This window comes from Actinoplanes sp. NPDC089786, assembly GCF_040684855.1.
GTDB lineage: Bacteria > Actinomycetota > Actinomycetes > Mycobacteriales > Micromonosporaceae > Actinoplanes.
The window spans coordinates 98,885-116,263 of record NZ_JBFBGU010000017.1; the positions used below are offsets into that span (position 1 = coordinate 98,885).

At 69.5% G+C, this 17,379-nt stretch carries 19 protein-coding genes; 3 read left to right on the top strand and 16 right to left on the bottom strand.

Annotated elements, in window-relative coordinates:
* The 8 genes from pafA to arc all read right to left on the bottom strand — a co-directional run bounded on the left by pafA (position 1) and on the right by arc (position 8,844).
* A complete protein-coding gene (gene pafA / locus AB0O15_RS34520; protein WP_364327550.1) occupies positions 1–1,359 on the bottom strand; it encodes a Pup--protein ligase in 1,359 nt (452 codons plus the stop codon).
* 104 nt (positions 1,360–1,463) lie between these two features.
* Positions 1,464–2,522, bottom strand: a complete 1,059-nt coding sequence (locus AB0O15_RS34525; RefSeq protein ID WP_364327553.1) for an SDR family oxidoreductase — start codon at positions 2,520–2,522, stop codon at positions 1,464–1,466.
* 266 nt (positions 2,523–2,788) lie between these two features.
* Positions 2,789–3,592 (bottom strand): proteasome subunit alpha, encoded by an 804-nt coding sequence (gene prcA, locus AB0O15_RS34530; RefSeq protein ID WP_364327555.1) that lies wholly within the window; start codon positions 3,590–3,592, stop codon positions 2,789–2,791.
* Positions 3,593–3,629: 37 nt separating this feature from the next.
* Positions 3,630–4,472 (bottom strand): proteasome subunit beta, encoded by an 843-nt coding sequence (gene prcB / locus AB0O15_RS34535; RefSeq protein ID WP_364327558.1) that lies wholly within the window; start codon positions 4,470–4,472, stop codon positions 3,630–3,632.
* Complete coding sequence (locus AB0O15_RS34540; protein WP_364327561.1) at positions 4,391–5,074, bottom strand: endonuclease VII domain-containing protein; 684 nt, start codon at positions 5,072–5,074, stop codon at positions 4,391–4,393. The genes prcB and AB0O15_RS34540 overlap by 82 nt, the downstream gene beginning before the upstream one ends.
* 6 nt (positions 5,075–5,080) lie before the next feature.
* Positions 5,081–5,296, bottom strand: coding sequence for a ubiquitin-like protein Pup (locus AB0O15_RS34545; protein WP_364327564.1), 216 nt, complete (start codon positions 5,294–5,296; stop codon positions 5,081–5,083).
* A gap of 72 nt (positions 5,297–5,368) precedes the next feature.
* On the bottom strand, positions 5,369–6,886 hold the full coding sequence (gene dop, locus AB0O15_RS34550) for a depupylase/deamidase Dop (RefSeq protein ID WP_364327567.1): 1,518 nt from the start codon (positions 6,884–6,886) through the stop codon (positions 5,369–5,371).
* A gap of 179 nt (positions 6,887–7,065) precedes the next feature.
* Positions 7,066–8,844 carry a proteasome ATPase gene (arc, locus tag AB0O15_RS34555; RefSeq protein ID WP_364327570.1) on the bottom strand — a complete coding sequence of 593 codons (1,779 nt, stop codon included), beginning with the start codon at positions 8,842–8,844 and terminating at the stop codon, positions 7,066–7,068.
* Positions 8,845–9,019: 175 nt separating this feature from the next.
* Here arc and AB0O15_RS34560 point away from each other — a divergent pair, with 175 nt between their 5' ends.
* Positions 9,020–9,313, top strand: a complete 294-nt coding sequence (locus AB0O15_RS34560) for a ferredoxin (protein ID WP_364327573.1) — start codon at positions 9,020–9,022, stop codon at positions 9,311–9,313.
* A gap of 98 nt (positions 9,314–9,411) precedes the next feature.
* Here the strand turns inward: AB0O15_RS34560 and AB0O15_RS34565 are convergent, their stop codons facing one another.
* From AB0O15_RS34565 to AB0O15_RS34575, 3 genes are all read right to left on the bottom strand, one after another.
* Complete coding sequence (locus AB0O15_RS34565) at positions 9,412–10,002, bottom strand: hypothetical protein (RefSeq protein WP_364327576.1); 591 nt, start codon at positions 10,000–10,002, stop codon at positions 9,412–9,414.
* A 74-nt stretch (positions 10,003–10,076) separates the two neighbouring features.
* Positions 10,077–11,012 (bottom strand): tRNA (adenine-N1)-methyltransferase, encoded by a 936-nt coding sequence (locus AB0O15_RS34570; protein WP_364327579.1) that lies wholly within the window; start codon positions 11,010–11,012, stop codon positions 10,077–10,079.
* The gene (locus AB0O15_RS34575; RefSeq protein ID WP_364327840.1) at positions 11,009–12,082 is read right to left on the bottom strand and encodes a site-2 protease family protein; all 1,074 of its coding nucleotides are present in this window, start codon (positions 12,080–12,082) and stop codon (positions 11,009–11,011) included. The genes AB0O15_RS34570 and AB0O15_RS34575 overlap by 4 nt, the downstream gene beginning before the upstream one ends.
* Before the next feature lie 264 nt (positions 12,083–12,346).
* Between AB0O15_RS34575 and AB0O15_RS34580 the strand changes: the two genes are divergently transcribed.
* On the top strand, positions 12,347–13,300 hold the full coding sequence (locus AB0O15_RS34580) for a PD-(D/E)XK nuclease family protein (RefSeq protein ID WP_364327582.1): 954 nt from the start codon (positions 12,347–12,349) through the stop codon (positions 13,298–13,300).
* Positions 13,301–13,346: 46 nt separating this feature from the next.
* Here AB0O15_RS34580 and AB0O15_RS34585 read toward each other — a convergent pair whose 3' ends face one another.
* From AB0O15_RS34585 to AB0O15_RS34605, 5 genes are all read right to left on the bottom strand, one after another.
* Complete coding sequence (locus AB0O15_RS34585) at positions 13,347–13,520, bottom strand: hypothetical protein (RefSeq protein ID WP_364327585.1); 174 nt, start codon at positions 13,518–13,520, stop codon at positions 13,347–13,349.
* 2 nt (positions 13,521–13,522) lie between these two features.
* On the bottom strand, positions 13,523–14,353 hold the full coding sequence (locus AB0O15_RS34590; protein WP_364327588.1) for a DUF4097 family beta strand repeat-containing protein: 831 nt from the start codon (positions 14,351–14,353) through the stop codon (positions 13,523–13,525).
* A gap of 37 nt (positions 14,354–14,390) precedes the next feature.
* Complete coding sequence (locus AB0O15_RS34595) at positions 14,391–14,867, bottom strand: toxin-antitoxin system HicB family antitoxin (protein ID WP_364327591.1); 477 nt, start codon at positions 14,865–14,867, stop codon at positions 14,391–14,393.
* Between the two features lie 153 nt (positions 14,868–15,020).
* Complete coding sequence (locus tag AB0O15_RS34600) at positions 15,021–15,716, bottom strand: HAD family phosphatase (RefSeq protein WP_364327594.1); 696 nt, start codon at positions 15,714–15,716, stop codon at positions 15,021–15,023.
* Positions 15,717–15,733: 17 nt separating this feature from the next.
* Positions 15,734–16,468 (bottom strand): neutral zinc metallopeptidase, encoded by a 735-nt coding sequence (locus AB0O15_RS34605; RefSeq protein WP_364327597.1) that lies wholly within the window; start codon positions 16,466–16,468, stop codon positions 15,734–15,736.
* Positions 16,469–16,555: 87 nt separating this feature from the next.
* Between AB0O15_RS34605 and AB0O15_RS34610 the strand changes: the two genes are divergently transcribed.
* The gene (locus tag AB0O15_RS34610; protein ID WP_364327600.1) at positions 16,556–17,359 is read left to right on the top strand and encodes an aminoglycoside 3'-phosphotransferase; all 804 of its coding nucleotides are present in this window, start codon (positions 16,556–16,558) and stop codon (positions 17,357–17,359) included.
* Positions 17,360–17,379: the final 20 nt, after the last annotated feature.

Here is a 17,379-nt window from a genome sequence, read left to right on the forward strand (position 1 = left end):
TCACATGCTGGCGATGAGACGTTCGACGCGCTCGTCGTACGCCCGGAACGGGTCCTTGCAGAGCACGGTGCGCTGAGCCTGGTCGTTCAGCTTGAGGTGCACCCAGTCGACGGTGAAGTCGCGGCGCTTCTCCTGGGCGTGCCGGATGAACTCGCCGCGGAGCCGGGCCCGCGTGGTCTGCGGCGGCGTCTCCTTGGCCTCGTAGATCTCGAGGTCGTTGGCGATCCGGTCGACCTGCTTACGCTTCTCCATCAGCGCGTACAGGCCGCGGCCGCGCCGGACGTCGTGGTAGGCCAGGTCGAGCTGGGCGATCCGCGGGTGGCTCATCGGGATCTGGTGCTTGGCCTGGTAGCGCTCGATCAGCTTGAGCTTGCTGACCCAGTCGATCTCGCGGGAGACCGGGTCGAGGTTGCCGGACTCGATCGCGTTGAGGACCCGGCCCCACAGCTCGACGACCCGCTTGGCGGTCTGGTCGCCGCCCCGGCGCTCGACGAACTCGGTCGCCTTGGCCAGGTATTCCTGCTGGATCTCGAGCGCGCTGACCTCTTTGTTGTTGGCCAGGCGGATCTTGCGGCGGCCGGTGGTGTCGTGGCTGACCTCGCGGATGGCCCGGATCGGGTTCTCCAGGCTGAGGTCGCGCATGACCACGCCCGCCTCGATCATGCGCAGGACGATGTCCGCGCTGCCGACCTTGAGCAGCGTGGTGACCTCGTTCATGTTCGAGTCGCCGACGATCACGTGCAGGCGGCGGTAACGCTCGGCGTCGGCGTGCGGCTCGTCGCGGGTGTTGATGATCGGCCGGCTGCGGGTGGTGGCGCTGGAGACGCCCTCCCAGATGTGCTCGGCCCGCTGCGACAGGCAGAAGACGGCGCCCCGCGGGGTCTGCAGCACCTTGCCGGCGCCGCAGATGAGCTGGCGGGTGACCAGGAACGGGATCAGCACGTCGGCCAGCCGGCCGAACTCGCCGTGCCGGCTGACCAGATAGTTCTCGTGGCAGCCGTACGAGTTGCCGGCCGAGTCGGTGTTGTTCTTGAACAGGTAGATCTCGCCCGCGATGCCCTCGTCGTGCAGCCGCTTCTCGGCGTCGACGAGCAGCCCCTCGAGGATCCGTTCACCGGCCCGGTCGTGGGCGACCAGATCGGTGACCGAGTCACACTCGGGCGTCGCGTACTCAGGGTGGGAACCAACGTCGAGGTAGAGCCGGGCACCGTTGCGGAGGAACACGTTGCTGCTGCGGCCCCAGGACACCACGCGACGGAACAGGTACCGGGCCACCTCGTCCGGGGAGAGCCGCCGCTGCCCCCGGTACGTGCACGTGACGCCGTACTCCGTCTCCAGGCCGAAAATTCGCCGCTCCATGCCGAAACACTAGCCGCCCCAGACCCGTGATTGGCAGTCACAACCCGCGCTTTCGCCGTTCCGATGCGTAACCGTGCCGAAGATCATGGCCGCCACCTGCACATTCACTCGCCCGACGGACTCTGAGGCAACAATGGTTCCGTGCCGGTTTCGAGTTGGCTCGGGCGCCTGAAGTGCTCGTCGAGCTGAGCGCTCCGCACGAGGGCGAGCAGGTGATCTCTTCGGTCGGTCGTCCCCCACCCCTCCGGATCCGCGCCGGGAAAGGCGAGGTCACCGCGCCGGTAGGCGGCCGCGACGTCGGCCACGCCGTCAGCGGGACGGTACCTGGGCCTCCATTCCGGGAAGGTCGTGGTGAATCGATCGAAAGCGACGCTGTACGTCCGCGCGTCCTCGGATCCCACGTTCACGATCTGCGCCTCAGGAAATGTGCCGGACACCAGGTCGGCCACATCGGAGACCCGGAAGTTCTCGCCGGGCCGGCCCACATTGAAGATCCTGCCGGTGACCAGGGCGGGGTCGCCGGCAACGGTCGCGCAGATCGCCGCCGCGGCGTCGGCGACGTGCAGCATCGGCCGGATGGCGGCGCCCGTGCCGCTGGTGTTGATCCGCCCGAATCGCCATGCCGTGCTCACCATCCGGTTAACCATGAGGTCACTCCGGAATGACGGCGAATAGCCGTAGAGTGTCGCGAATCGTAGTGCGGTGGCACCGAATTCCGGACCGCCCAGGGCAAGCACGTCGCGTTCGGCATTCAGCTTGCTCGCGCCATAGGCGGTCAGCGGTTCCGGTGCGTAGTGCTCATCGGCGTAGACGTCCCCAGCCGCGCCGTAGACACTGCACGACGACGCGAGCACGAACGAGCGGATGCCGGCGTTCCGCGCGGCACGCGCGAATTCCGTTGTGGCGGCATGATTCAGCTCCTCGGTCGCCGTCGCCACGATCTCGCCGGAGGCGTCGTTGCAGACCGCAGCCAGGTGGACAACGGCGTCGAAGCCGCGGAGCTCGCCCTCACCCAGGTCGCGGAAATCACACCGCTCCCCGGGCGTCCCGGGCGGGTCGAACCAGCCGGCATCGCACCCGCGAATCTCCAAGCCGCAACGCGAGAGCTCACGCTTGGTGACTTCTCCTAGGTAACCTCTGTCCCCGGTGAGTAGAACGCGCACGGAACTCCCCCTCGGCGGCCGCAATTGATCATGCTAGCAAGATGGTCACCGAAAGCAGGCCCGAGCGGGCCTCACATTGGACGCGCGTCACCGGCGCAGCGACTGAATTCCCGGCGACGGAACCGACGTTTACACCGTCTATTTCGGCGTTATGAATCTGTCGGCATATTCGTGTCCGGGTGACCTCGCAGCGAGCGCACACCGGTCCGCCTCCTCTCGAAGACGGACCGGCGACTACGGCCTTGCCCAAAGCGGTCTAGAAACGATCACTCATCGTTGGAGTCGGCGCCCTCGGAAGCGGCGCTCGTCGTGGGCTTGTCCTCGCCGGGAGCCGGAGCGCCGGCGTCGCCGGGCTCCTTCTCGGGCACGTCCTTGCCGCCCTCGAGCAGGCTCGTCAGCGCCGCCCCGGTGATGCGGCGGAAGGCACGGCCCTTGCGCGCGCGGTCGAGGACCGCCACCTCGAGCTGCTTGGCCTCGAGCTCGCGCCGGTTGCCGTTCTCGCCGCCGACGCTGCCCAGGGCCTCCACGGCCAGCTTGAGCGCCTGCGGGGCGTCGGCCGACGCGTCGTGCCGGTCCTTCAGCACCGCGGCGATGGCCTCGGCCTGGCCACCCATGGCCATGAAGCCGGGCTCGTCCATGACCGAGCCGTCGTAGGTGATCCGGTACAGCTCGTCCGCCTCCGGCGAGGTGCCGACCTGCGCGACGCAGATCTCCACCTCGTACGGCTTCTGGGTCTCGCTGAAGATGGCGCCGAGCGTCTGTGTGTACGCGTTGGCCAGCGCCCGCCCGGTCACGTCGCGCCGGTCGTAGGACAGCCCGAGCATGTCGGCCATCCGGATACCGGCCCGGCGCAGGCTCTCGAACTCGTTGTACCGCCCGACGGCCGCGAATCCGATCCGGTCGTACAGCTCGCTGATCTTGCGCAGCGATGTCAGGTTCTCGGCCACCAGCAGGATGCCACCGGTGTACGAGAGCACGACGGCGGACCGGCCCCGCGCGATGCCCTTGCGGGCGTACTCCGAGCGGTCCCGCTGGACCTGCTCGGGTGATGCGTAGAACTGCATGGCCACGGGTGGCTGCTCCTTCTTCGGTTGTCTCGGCGCGGGGTCAGCCGCCCGGGTTCTCCATGCGTCCCGCGACCACCCGCTCGGCGACCGCGGTGATCTCGGTGTCGGTGAGGCGGTGGGTGCCGTCGGCGGTCGCCGTCATCACGACCGGGTAGATCTTGCGGGTGAGGTCGGGCCCGCCGGTCGCGGTGTCGTCGTCGGCGGCGTCGTAGAGCGCCTCGACGGCCAGCACGATCGCGTCCTCGGTGCTGACGCCGGCCCGGAACTTCTTCTTCAGCGCCGACTTGGCGAACAGCGAGCCGGAGCCGACCGCGTCGTACCCGGTCTCCTCGTAGAGCCCGCCGGCCACGTCGTAGCTGAAGATCCGGCCGGCCTTGGCCGGGTCGGCGGGCGTCAGGTCGTACCCGGCGAAGAGCGGCACCACGGCCAGGCCCTGCATCGCCGCGCCGAGGTTGCCGCGGATCATCGAGGCCAGCCGGTTCGCCTTACCGTCGAGGGACAGCATCGTGCCCTCGGTCTTCTCGTAGTGCTCCAGCTCGACCTGGAAGATCCGCATCAGCTCGATGCCGATGCCGGCCGTCCCGGCGATGCCGATGAGCGAGTACGCGTCGGCCGGGTGCACCTTCTCGATGTCGCGGCTGGCGATCAGGTTGCCCATCGTCGCCCGCCGGTCGCCGGCCATGATGACGCCCTCGGCGGTCTGGATCGCGATGATCGTGGTGCCGTGCGGCGCCAGATCACCGCCACTCAGCTGCGGCGGCACCGGCCGCCGCCCGGGCAGCAGCTCCGGGGCGGCCTTGGTCAGGAACTGCGTGAAGGAGGACGTCCCCGGCTCGAAGAACACATCTGGTAGACGCCCGGATGGATCAAAATCCGCTGCCACGTGGTTCCCTTCAAATACTCGATCGCGCTGGCCAGGAACAGCTGGTTGTCCCGGAACTGCCCAAGACCGCCGTTGCAGTTGAAGCACAATATCCCGCGGACCCAGCCGGTGCGATGGTCGTGATCGACGTGTTGAGGGTCGGCCGCGCCACAGATCGCACACACGCCACCTTGCTCCGCGAGCAACTCGTCGAAGTCAACCTGACCAATGCCATAACGACGCCGGAGGTGGTACTCCCGCGACCCGCCACGACGCTCCACACTTGCTTTGCCCCGAAAGTTGTGACAGGGCTTGCAGTAGCCGCCATAGCCGCCTCTGCCCGCCTTGCTCTGGGGAAAGTCCGTCAACGGCTTCGCGGCCTCACAGTCAGGGCAGTACCGGTGCCCGTCTGGCACCGTTCGCCCTTCGCGAACCTGGCGTCCAAACTTTTCCTGGACGCGCTTCGCGTAGCTCCGCTTGGACCGCTCGTTGAAGCAGTCCTTGCAATAGCTACCGCGGCCGCCTTTCCGCTTCGGGCTGGCGTGGAAATCGGTGAGTGGTTTGATCCCGCCGCAATCGCGGCACATCCGAACGCCGTCCCCCGTCTTGGACGAATCGGACATTAAGGATCACTCCCCGCCTTTCTGCACATATCCGCGCACAAATTCTTCAGCGTTTTCCTCGAGGACGGAGTCGATTTCGTCGAGCAGGTCGTCCACGTCCTCGGTGATCTCCGCGTGGCGCTCGGCCACCTCGGGGTTCGCCTCGGTGGTGACGTCTTCGATCTCCTGGTCGCTCTTGCCCTTGCCGGACTGGGACTGGCCGCCGGTGTCTCGGGTTGCCATCGGACTCCCCCTTCGTTCCCGCCCGCCTCAACGGGATGTTGAAAACCTACCTCGCCCGTACGACAAAACGCCTCACCGGCTCGTGATCACCTCGAGCAGATCCTTGGCGCTCTCGCACTTGTCGAACAAGGCCCCGACGTGCTTCTTGGTGCCGCGCTCGGGCTCCATCATCGGAACCCGGACGAGCGACTCCCGTCCGACATCGAAGATCACCGAGTCCCAGCTCGCCGCGACCACTTCGGACGCGTACTGGGCGAGGCACCGGCCGCGGAAGTAGGCGCGGGTGTCCTCGGGGGGCTCGACCATGGCGCGCCGCACGGCGTCGTCGTCGAGCAGGGTCTTCATCGAGCCCCGGGCCACCAGGCGGTGGTAGAGGCCCTTCTCCGGGCGCACGTCGGCGTACTGGAGGTCGACCAGCTGGAGCTTGGGCGACGACCAGCCCAGGTCCTCCCGCTCGCGGTAGCCCTCGAGCAGCCGCAGCTTGGCCACCCAGTCGAGGGTGTCGGAGCAGGTCATCGGGTCGCGGCCGAGCCGGTCCAGGATGTCCTCCCAGCGGTCCAGCACGTCGGCGGTCTGGTCGTCGATGTCGGCGCCGTACCGCTCGTCGCAGAACGCCTTGGCCCGCTCGAAATACGCCCATTGGAGGTCGAGCGCGGTCAGCCGGCGGCCGTCGCGCAGCCGCATCAGGTGCTTCAGGGACGGGTCGTGGCTGACCGCCTTGAGCTCGCTGACCGGGTCGGCGATGCCCAGCTCGCCGGTGAACACCTTCTCCTCGATCATGGCCAGCACCAGCGCCGAGGTGCCGACCTTGAGGTAGGTGGCGATCTCGGACAGGTTGGCGTCGCCGATGATCACGTGCAGCCGGCGGTACTTGTCGGCGTCCGAGTGGGGCTCGTCGCGGGTGTTGATGATCGGCCGCTTGAGCGTGGTCTCCAGCCCGACCTCGACCTCGAAGAAGTCGGCGCGGGAGGAGATCTGGAAGCCGGACCCCGAGCCGTCCTGGCCGAGGCCGACCCGGCCGACGCCGGTGAAGATCTGCCGGGTCACGAAGAACGGGGTCAGGTGGGCCACGATGTCGGCGAACGGGGTCTGCCGGCGCATCAGGTAGTTCTCGTGCGAGCCGTACGACGCGCCCTTGTTGTCGGTGTTGTTCTTGTAGAGCTGAATGCGGTGGGCGCCGGGGATGGTGGCGGCCCGGCGGGACGCCTCGGCCATCACCCGCTCGCCGGCCTTGTCCCAGCGGACCACGTCCATCGGGTTGGTGCATTCCGGGGTGCTGTATTCCGGGTGGGCGTGGTCGACGTAGAGGCGGGCGCCGTTGGTCAGTATCACGTTGGCCAGGCCCAGGTCTTCGTCGGCGAGCGCGTCGGCCGGGTCGTAGGCGGCGCCGGAATAGGTGAAGCCGCGCGCGTCACGCAGCGGCGACTCCTCCTCGTAGTCCCAGCGGGCACGCCCGCCGCGGGTCAGTTCGGGTCGCGCGCCGTACGCGTTGACCACCTGCGAGGAGGTGACCATGGGGTTGGCGCCGGGCTGGCCGGGGACCGAAATGCCGTACTCGACCTCGGTGCCCATGATCCGTCGAACGCTCATGCCGCTGCTCCACCCGCCGTCATTGCCGTGCCCTTGTATCGAGCCTAGACGGTTCGCGTTCCCTTGACGCGCCGGGCAGTGCGCGCCGAAGCACGCTGCGTGCCCGACCAGCATATTTCGCGCTCAGCGTAGAAAAAAGCGGACGGAAGAAGCTTCCGCCCGCTCTTTCCCCACAAATTTTACAGGTACTGACCGGTGTTGCTGGCCGTCTCGATGGAGCGGCCGGCCTCGGCGCCCTTGCCGCCGGAGACGAGCGTGCGGATGTAGACGATCCGCTCGCCCTTCTTGCCGGAGATGCGGGCCCAGTCGTCCGGGTTGGTGGTGTTCGGCAGGTCCTCGTTCTCGCGGAACTCGTCGACGCAGCTGTCGAGCAGGTGCTGCAGGCGCAGCCCCTTCTTGCCGGAGGTGAGGAACTCCTTGATCGCCATCTTCTTACCGCGGTCGACGATGTTCTGGATCATCGCGCCGGAGTTGAAGTCCTTGAAGTACAGGACCTCCTTGTCACCGTTGGCGTAGGTGACCTCCAGGAAGCGGTTCTCCTCGGTCTCCGTGTACATCCGGAGCACGACCGCCTCGATCATGGCCGCGACCGTCGCGTCGGGGTTGCCACCGTGCTCGGCCAGGTCGTCCGAGCTCAGCGGCAGGCCGGTGAGGATGTACTTGGCGAAGATGTCCTTCGCCGCCTCCGCGTCCGGGCGCTCGATCTTGATCTTCACGTCGAGCCGGCCCGGCCGCAGGATGGCCGGGTCGATCATGTCCTCACGGTTGGAGGCGCCGATCACGATCACGTTCTCCAGGCCCTCGACGCCGTCGATCTCGCTGAGGAGCTGGGGGACGATCGTGTTCTCCACGTCGCTGGAGACACCGGAGCCACGGGTACGGAAGATCGAGTCCATCTCGTCGAAGAACACGATGACCGGCGTACCCTCGCCGGCCTTCTCCCGGGCCCGCTGGAAGACCAGGCGGATGTGCCGCTCGGTCTCACCCACGTACTTGTTGAGCAGCTCGGGGCCCTTGATGTTGAGGAAGTAGCTGGTGTGCTTCTCCTCACCCCGGCGCTCGGCGATCTTCTTGGCCAGCGAGTTGGCCACCGCCTTGGCGATCAGCGTCTTGCCGCAGCCGGGCGGGCCGTAGAGCAGGATGCCCTTCGGCGGGCGGAGCTGGTGTTCGCGGAACAGCTCGGCGTGCAGGAACGGCAGTTCCACGGCGTCGCGGATCTGCTCGATCTGGGAGTGCAGGCCACCGATGTCGGTGTAGTCGACGTCGGGAACCTCCTCCAGGACGAGCTCCTCCACCTCGCTCTTCGGGATCCGCTCGTAGGCGTACGCCGACCGCGGCTCGATCATCAGCGAGTCGCCCGCGCGCAGCGTGCCGCCGATCAGCGAGTCGGCCAGGTGCACGATCCGTTCCTCGTCGGCGTGCGAGACGACCAGCGCGCGGTCACCCGGCCCGCCGGCCGGGTCGGCCAGCACCTCCTTGAGGAGGACGACCTCACCGACCCGCTCGTAGCCGAAGGCGTCGACCACGTTGAGCGCGTCGTTGAGGAGCACCTCCTGGCCCCGCTTGAGTTCCTCGACCTCGAGGCTCGGCGAGACCGCGACGCGCAACTTGCGGCCGCCGGTGAAGACGTCGACTGTGCCGTCCTCATGGGCGGCGAGGAAAACGCCGTAGCCGCTGGGCGGCTGGGCGAGGCGGTCAATCTCCTCTTTGAGAGTGACGATCTGAGCCCGGGCTTCCTTGAGGGTCGCCACGAGCCGGTCGTTGTTCTCGGTCAGTCGGGCCAGCTGCGCCTGCGTCGTCGCAAGCCGTTCCTCGAGCTGCCGGACGTGTCGGGGGCTTTCGGTCAGCTTGCGCCGTACCAGAGCGAGTTCTTCCTGCAGGAACGCAACCTGGCTGGAGAGATCGTTGGCTTCTTTCTCCCAACGTGCGGCGCCAGACGCCTCGTCGCTACGTGCCACGTCCCACCTCCCCGGGGGCTCGAACGTCTTGAGAGATAACACTAACCGCTGAAGGGCGGATTTAGACCTTTGCTCTCCCGGGTGTCCGCGTCAAGATCGTTGCGCCAAGCCGCCCGAACGTCTTGTCACACCGGTCGGTTACGGTGGAGGGGACTGCTCCGAGGGGGGACGACCGGTGACCACCGAGACCGAGACCGCACAGCTGGAGGTCTGGGTCGACCAAGACCTCTGCACCGGCGACGGACTGTGCGTGCAGTACGCGCCCGAGGTCTTCGAGTTCGACATCGACGGCTTGGCGTATGTCAAGGACAGTGCCGGTGAGCTGCTGCAATCCCCCGGTGTCCGCACGGGCGTGCCGGCCCATCTCCGCCTCGAGGTGATCGACGCGGCCAAGGAGTGCCCGGGCGACTGCATCCACGTGGTGCGCCAGGCCGACGACGTCGAAGTGGCCGGCCCCGATGCCGGCTAGGGCGGCCCGCCGGCCATAGCAAGAACGTTTTTCGGTCCGGTGAACGGCCGCTGGGTTAAATCTCACAGGCCTACAAGAGGCGACGGAAGCCTCATTCATCACAAAGTGGGGCGCCCGACGAGCGACGCCACCACGCGTGAGAACTCTTCGAGCCGCTGGATCTGGCCCGGACCACCGTCGTCGAGCGTCTTGCCGAAGCGCAGCGCGTCGTGCCGCAGCGCCGCCCGCGTCTCCTCCTCGGCCATCCCGGGTGGCGGAACCGCGTCGTCGACCGAGCTGAGCAGCAGATAGACGTCGATGCTGTCGACCCGCGCCTGACCGGTCGAGGTGCGGGTGAGCCGCCGCCGGCAGCCCACCTCGGTGACCGTGGAGAGCGGCACCACCCGCAGCGACGAGGTCATCGAGCCGACCGGGCCGTCGCCGGGCGCCACGTCTTCGCCGTGCCACAGCACCAGGCGGCTGCCGTCGCAGATGACGACCTCCTGCCAGACGCCGTTGACCTCGTTGACGAAGCGTTCCAGCGTGAAACACAGCACCTCGGCGCCCCGCAGCACGCCGAACAGGGCGTCCAGGGCCACCTCGGGGTCGCGCAGGTAGGCACGGGCGGCGGAGTCGAGGTCCTGGTAGGGCGACCAGTCCGGGAAGACCGCCGGCATCTCGTTGCTGCCGCCGAACGGCGGAGAACTCATCGCGCCCACCCGGTCCCTCCCGCTTGTCACACGTTCCGCCCCGGCAGGAAAACTACCCGACACGCTCCGGACGGTCACACCCCGGTGTCGTCCCGTTCCGCGGCGATCGCCTCCCGGGCGGCCTTACGCAGCGCGTACGCCTCAGCGCCCTTGCTGGGCTTGCGACGACGGGGCGGAGCGGTCACACCCGGGGCGAGCCGGCGGGCCGAGACGAGGAACGCGGTGTGCGCCACCATCCGGTGGTCGGGGCGCACCGCCAGGCCCTCCGCGTGCCAGTCGCGGACCAGGGACTCCCAGGCCCGGGGCTCGGTCCAGCCGCCGCGCTCGCGCAGCGCCTCGACCAGTTCCGACAGCTGCGGGGTGGTGGCCACGTACCCGATGAAGACGCCGCCCGGCACGAGCGACCGCTCGACCATGTCGAGGGCCTCCCACGGCGTCAACATGTCCAGGATGATCCGGTCGAAATCGGTCTCCTCGGCCGAAGCCACGTCGCCTTCGTGCAGGTGCCAGGCGGGGTGTGGGCCGCCGAAGAAGGCCTCCACGTTCTTGCGGGCGATGGCCGCGAAGTCGTCGCGCAGCTCGTACGAGTGGAGCTCACCTCCGGCCCCGACGGCGCGCAGCAGGGAGCAGCTCAGCGCGCCCGACCCGGCCCCCGCCTCCAGCACCTTGGCGCCCGGGAAGATGTCGCCCATCGCGACGATCTGGGCCGCGTCCTTCGGGTAGATCACCTGCGCGCCGCGCGGCATCGACAGCACGTAGTCGCTGAGCAGCGGCCGCAGGGCCAGGTAGGCCGTGCCGCCGGCCGAGCTGATCACACTGCCCTCGGGCAGCCCGATCAACGCGTCGTGCTCCAGGGCGCCGCGGTGCGTGTGGTACGCCTTCCCCGGCTCGAGCACGATCGTGTGCATCCGGCCCTTCGGGTCGGTGAGCTGCACGCGGTCGCCGGGCCGGAACGGGCCCCGGTGCGACGGTGTGGTCTCGGACTCTTCGGCCAGGTGCTGGGTGGTCACGATCTCTCTTTCGCCTGTGCGACGGTTCTCCGGGGCTCCAGCACCGCGGCCAGGTCGGCCACGTGCAGGACGCCGACCACATCCTCCCCGGAGACCACCAGGTACTGCGCACCCGGGTAGGCCTGGATCGCCCGCACCACCTGCTCGCCGGTCAGATCGGACTTGAGCGCGGTCAGCTTGCCGACGTCCCGGGCCACGTCGTCGACCGGCACCCACGGTCGTCGATCGACCGGCACCTTGGCCGCCGCGGTCACGTCGACCAGGGCCACCAGCCGCCCCGACGAGTCCTCCACGCCCAGCGCCGTCCGGTCGCGCTCGTCCGCGGCCCCGCGCCGTTCGGCCTCGGCCAGCGGCGTGCCCGACGGCACCCCGAGCACCGGCCGGGCCAGCCGCCCGAGGTCGACCAGCGGGAACCGGGACGTCATCCGGGCCAGCCGGATCGACTGCCCCGCGCCCTGCCACAGGGTGACCACCACGAGCAGGATGAACAGCATGCCGAACAGGGTGATGAATTCGAGCCGGTAGAGCACCAGCACGGCCACCGCGGTGGCCACCGCGATCACACGACCGGCCCAGCCGGCCACCACGGTCGCCCGGGCGCGGTCGCGGACGATGGCCCAGACCAGCGCGCGCAGCGCCCGCCCGCCGTCCAGCGGCAGGCCGGGGAGCACGTTGAAGAACGCCACCAGGATGTTCGAGGCGGCCAGCTGGAAGGCGATCTCGCCGGCGATGGTCCGGTCCGGCAGCAGGTGGTAGGCCAGCGCGGCCAGCCCGCCGAGGATCAGCGACACGGCCGGTCCGGCCAGCGCCACCAGCGCGTCGACCCGCGGGCTGGGCGCCTCACGATCCATCTCGGTGTAGCCGCCGAGCAGCTCCAGCGTGATGCCGCGCACCCCGATGCCGAACCGCCGCGCGGTCAGCGCGTGTCCGAGCTCGTGCAGCAGCACCGACCCGAGCAGGCACAGCACGAACCCGAAGCCGACCAGGTAGCTGACCGGCCCCGGCAGACCGAGCGACCCCTGCACGAAGCCGCCGTAGACCACGGTGACCAGCACGGCCAGCACCAGCATGGACGCGTTCAGGTAGAGCGGGATGCCCAGCACGCGGCCAACCACCCGCCCGGAGCGACGAGGCTGTTCAGCTCGGTCATCCACGGGTTCGATGGTACGGAAGAGGACGAAGATCAAAATCAAGTGCTTGAGGTCGTAGGTCGGTGGGTGGTGCAGACCGTCGCTCCCGCCGAGGGTCGCTTCGCTCCACCTGCGTGCGGGGTCGCCCTTTTTCAAGGCCTTGCCGCGCGAATTTCTGTCATACCCGGCCGATAGCCTTGTCGCATGACGGTGACCGAATCCTCCGGGACTGCGACCACGTTCGCGGGCCCGTCGTTGTCGCCTTCGCGGGCAGCCGATTTCAAGACGTGCCCGCTGCTGTTCCGCTTCCGCACCATCGACCGGCTGCCCGAGCAGCCCACTCCCGACCAGGTCCGCGGAACGCTGGTGCACGCGGTGCTCGAGCGGTTGTTCGACCTGCCCCCGCTGGAACGCACGCCCGGGGCGGCGGCCGCGCTGATCGAGCCGCAATGGCTGCGCCTGGTCGACGAGGAACCGGTGCTCGCCACGCTGTTCGACCAGATCGAGCCCCCCGCCGCCTCCTCGACCGCCACCGACGCCGCGCCTGCGGAGCCGATGCTCGACGGAATGCCGCTTGACGCCGATGGGCGGCTCGAAGCGTTCTTCGCCAGCGCCGAGGGCCTGCTGGGCGGCTACTTCGAGGTCGAGGACCCGTCGCGGCTCGAACCGGCCGAGCGGGAAGCGCTGGTGTCCACGTTGGTCGACGATCAACTGCTGATCCGGGGATACATCGACCGGCTCGACGTGTCGCCCGGCGGCGATCTGCGGGTGGTCGACTACAAGACCGGTGGGGCGCCACGAGAGGCGTTCGAGGGGCGGGCGCTGTTCCAGCTGAAGTTCTACGCGCTCGTGCTCTGGCGTACCCGCGGGGTCGTTCCGAGGGTTCTGCGCCTGCTCTATCTGAAGGATCAGGAGGTCTGCGACTACAGCCCCGACGCCGAGGAGCTGGAGCGGTTCGAACGCACGCTGGTCGCGCTGTCCCAGGCGATCGAGCGCGCCAAGGAAGACAAAGACTTCCGGGCCAAGCCGAGCAAGCTGTGCGGCTGGTGCAGCCATCAGGCCCGGTGTCCCGAGTTCGGCGGCACTCCCCCGCCCTATCCCGAGCGTGCCCCCGAGCCCAGCGCCCCGCCCGAAGACCTGCTGAGCACGGCCGACTGACCGACCGCCCGCTCCCCCGACAACGGGAAGCGGGCGGTCGATGCGGTCACCCGAGCGTCGGGCCGCGGGCCAGCGGATAGCGTCCCGGCCGGTGACGCCTGCTCGCGCGGCGAGAGGTCAGGACCCGGTGCCCGAGGCGTGCTGCGGGCGGGTCGCGGTCCTGGCGAGCGCTCGTGATCAGGCCGCTCACGGTCAGGCCGCTCATGGTCAGGCGGCTCATGGTCAGGCCGCCAGCTTGGAGGTCGAGTCGGTGACCCGGCGGATGTCGATGTCGCCGCTCGCGGTGCGGATGCGCAGCTCGAGCTGGGCGCCGGTGGACGCGGCGGTGGCGCCGGGGGCGTCGGCGCCCATGGCCAGCTCGTTGCGGGTGCGGCCGGCGGCCGTGCTCACGTCGAGCCAGACACCGGTGCCGGCCAGGACGCCGACCCGCACGTCACCGGAGGCCGCGCTGAGCCGGGCCTCACCGGCGCGCAGCAGGCCGACCTTGATGTCACCGGACGCGACCTTGACCGTGGCCGAGCCACCGACGCCGTGGATCTGGATGTCCCCGGACGCCGCCTCGGCCTTGACGTCACCGATGACGTCACCGGCGCGCTGGTCGCCCGACGCGGTGTTGATCCGCAGCGATCCGCCGACCTGCCCGACGGTGAGGTCGCCGCTCGACGACTCCAGCACGGCGTCGGCGGTGACGTCGCCCAGGCGGAGGTCGCCGGAGGCCAGCTTGACCTGGGCGGTGCCGTAGCGGCCGGTCGCGGTGAGGTCGGCCGAGGCCAGGTCGCAGGCCAGCGAGCTGTCCGGCGGCACGCGCACGGTCACCCGCAGCTTGCCGGTGCGCCGGAAGCCCCAGCCGTGCTGCTCGGGCGCCCGGATGATCAGCGTGTCGCCGTCCAGGGTGACCTGGGTGTTCTCGGCGGCCTGGCGGGACGCCTCGCTGCCGTCCATCGGCTGCACGTCGGCGACCACGGTGAGCCGGTCCTCGGCGGTGATGTCGACCCGGCCCGAGGGCACCTTCAGGGCCACGGTGACGGGGGTGGAACGGTCGAATTCGGGCATGGCGAACTCTCCTCACGTACCGGAAGGAAGGGGTTGGTCAGGCTTGGGCGAAGCCGGTGATGCGTTTGCCGGGCCGGTTCGGCGGCGGGCCGGCCGGGCGCTGGACGGCCAGCGTGACCGCCCGGACCAGCCAGGCGTTGACCGAGATGCCCTCGGCGGCGGCGGTCAGCTCGACCTGGGTCTTCAGCGCCTCGGGCATGCGCAGGGTGAGCCGGGTGAGGTCACCCTCGGCGGCGGCCGGCGGCACGTGGGCCGGCTCGGTCTCGGCCACTGCCGTCGTGGTCACCACCAGGTCGGCCTCGCGGCCCCGGAGCCGGACCTCGACCGACGAGTCGGGCAGCCGGGTGGTGATCTCGGCGGCCGCGTCGGACAGCGCCTCGAGGAGCGCCAGCCGGGCGGACGCGTCGAGCGAGTGGCTGAGCAGCTCGGCCGCCCGCGCGGTGTCGCTCCCACCGGGCGCGGCGGCCGCGGCGAGATCGGCGCGGAGCGTTTCGAGGTACGGCGTCAGGTCCATGCCACCACTATGACGTCATCCGTGACGTCAGTCAAGCGTCACGATGACGGCAGAGCCGAAATCTCTGACCACGGTCAGACGACAACGACCCGTCGGCGGACAAGACTCATCCCCGCGGGCCGAGGTTCCGGCGCACGGGGAGGCGATGTGATGTCAGGCCGCGAGCAGGGTCGCGAGATAGGCGGGGCCGATGCCTTCGAGCGTCGAGCGCAGGTGCACGCCGTCGGTCGGCGGCAGCTCCAGTTCGGCCGGAATGGCGAGCACCGCGGCCCCCGCCGCCACGGCGCTGGCGATGCCGACCGGGCTGTCCTCGATCGCCACGCAGCGCTCGATCGGCACGCCGAGCAGCTCGGCGGCCGTCCGGTAGGGCTCAGGGTCGGGTTTGGGTGCCTTGACCTCGTCGCCGACCACGATCGCGTCGAAGTTCTCGCGGCCGATCGTGCGCAGCGCCACCTCGACCAGCCGGCGGCCGGTCGAGGTCACCAGCGCGGTCGGCAGCCCGGCGTCGCGCACGGCCCGGAGCAGCTCGTAGGCGCCGGGGCGCCACACCAGCCCGTCGGCGAACAGCTCGAAGACGCGGTCGGTGAGCCACGCGACATCCGGCGCCTCGGGCCGGTCGGGCTGGCCCAGGTCGTCGCGCATGATCTGCATGGTGCGGCCCATGTTGCTGCCGATCATCGCGTGCCGCGCCTCGAGCGAGAGCTCACCCCCGGCGAGGGTGGCCAGCTCGCGCAGGGCGACGTCCCAGACTCGTTCGCTGTCGACCAGCGTGCCGTCCATGTCGAAGAGCACCGCGGCGGGAAGTAGTGCAGTCAGGGCCGGCCTCCAGAAGAGCGCGTGAACGACCATTCTCGCCCACCCGCGGTTCACGACAGGTTGCAGGGCTCCAGCGAATCGCGATAACCGTTGGCGAACGCCTGGGTGCGCTGCTTGGCCGAGCCGTGCGAGCCCTCCGCGAACCACGGCTGCCCGGGCTCGTCGCCGACCGCCTCCAGCCCGGCGGCCAGCTCCTCGGTGTCGTCGTCCTGCAGGCTCAGCCGCTTCTGCCGTTCCATGTCGCCGATGTAGGCGCCGGCCATGCAGTCGGCCTGCAGCTCCTGCTGGATCGTGAACTGTTTCTGGATGCCCAGCCGCAACTGGATCGCGTGCGCGTACTCGTGGCCGAGCAGGTAGAAGATGAACGCGTCGCCGACCTGCTGGAACGCGGCGAAGGCCCAGTTGACGTCGTAGGCGATGAAGTCGCCGTCGGAGCAGTAGGCCGCGTTGTTCAGCCCGAGCGGCTGGCCGCCGCAGTCGACCTCGCCCTCCCGCTCGTAGGCGATCACCCGGTTCACCGGCTCGAACCGGATCCCGCTCTGCTTGAAGACCCCTGCCCAGTACTCCTCGGCGATCTTGGTCGCATCACCGATGTCGCCCTTGAACTCCTCGGGGGTGTCGGTGCCGTCGGCGTCGGCGCCGGCGGAGGCTGTTGTGACCGGTGTCTCATCAGGCTCGGGCGGGGCCGCGCCGGGCTGGTCGGGGGCCGACACGCAGCCCAATCCCACCAAGGCGGTCACCATTGCGACCAGCAGGGCGGGACGTCGGCCGTTCGGGACCGGCATAAGGGTCCTCCGAGGGGTGGCGGGACCGGGGTGTTCCACGATACGTGTAAGGGCCGGACGCGGATCATCACCGGATCGGGGTGCTTCATGCTGCTGTCGGGCGAACTGAAGACGGACATCGCTGTGCCCGAGGCGGTGCGCGTCCTCGCGGCCGGGCGCCCGTTGCGCCCGGTCTGGGTCAATGTGCTCGGTGGGACGACCTTCGAGATCGATGACGAGTACGCGCGGAGCTTCGTCAAGTTCGCCCCGGCGGGCAGCGGGCTGCCGCTGGCCCGGGAGGCCGAGCGGCTGGCGTGGGCCCAGCGCTTCACCCCGGTGCCCCACGTCCTGGCCGCCGGAAGCGACCACACCGGAACCTGGCTGCACACCGCGGCCCTGCCCGGCGGCAACGCCGTCGACGCCCGCTGGCTGGCCGACCCGGCGCCGGCCGTCGTCGCGATCGGCCGCGGGCTGCGCGCCCTGCACGACCGTCTGCCGGTCGACCAGTGCCCGTTCACCTGGTCGGTGGAGAGCCGGCTGGCGTCGGCCGAGGACCGCTTCGCCCGCGGGCTGATCGACGTGGCCCGGTGGCACGCCGACTACCGCCACCTGACCGTGGCCGAGGCGCTGGTGCAGGCGATGGACCGGCCGCCGATCGACCACCTGGTGGTCTGCCACGGCGACGCGTGCGCCCCGAACACGCTGGTCGACGACGACGGTCGCTGGGCCGGCCACGTCGACCTGGCCACGCTGGGCGTCGCCGACCGCTGGGCCGACCTGGCCATCGCGTCGTGGAGCCTCGACTGGAACTTCGGCCCCGGCTGGCAGGGCGTGTTCTTCGCCGCCTACGAGATCGACCCCGACCCCGAGCGCATCGCCTACTACCGCCTGATGTGGGAGCTCGGTCCCTGATGAGCGGCCCTGATGAGCGG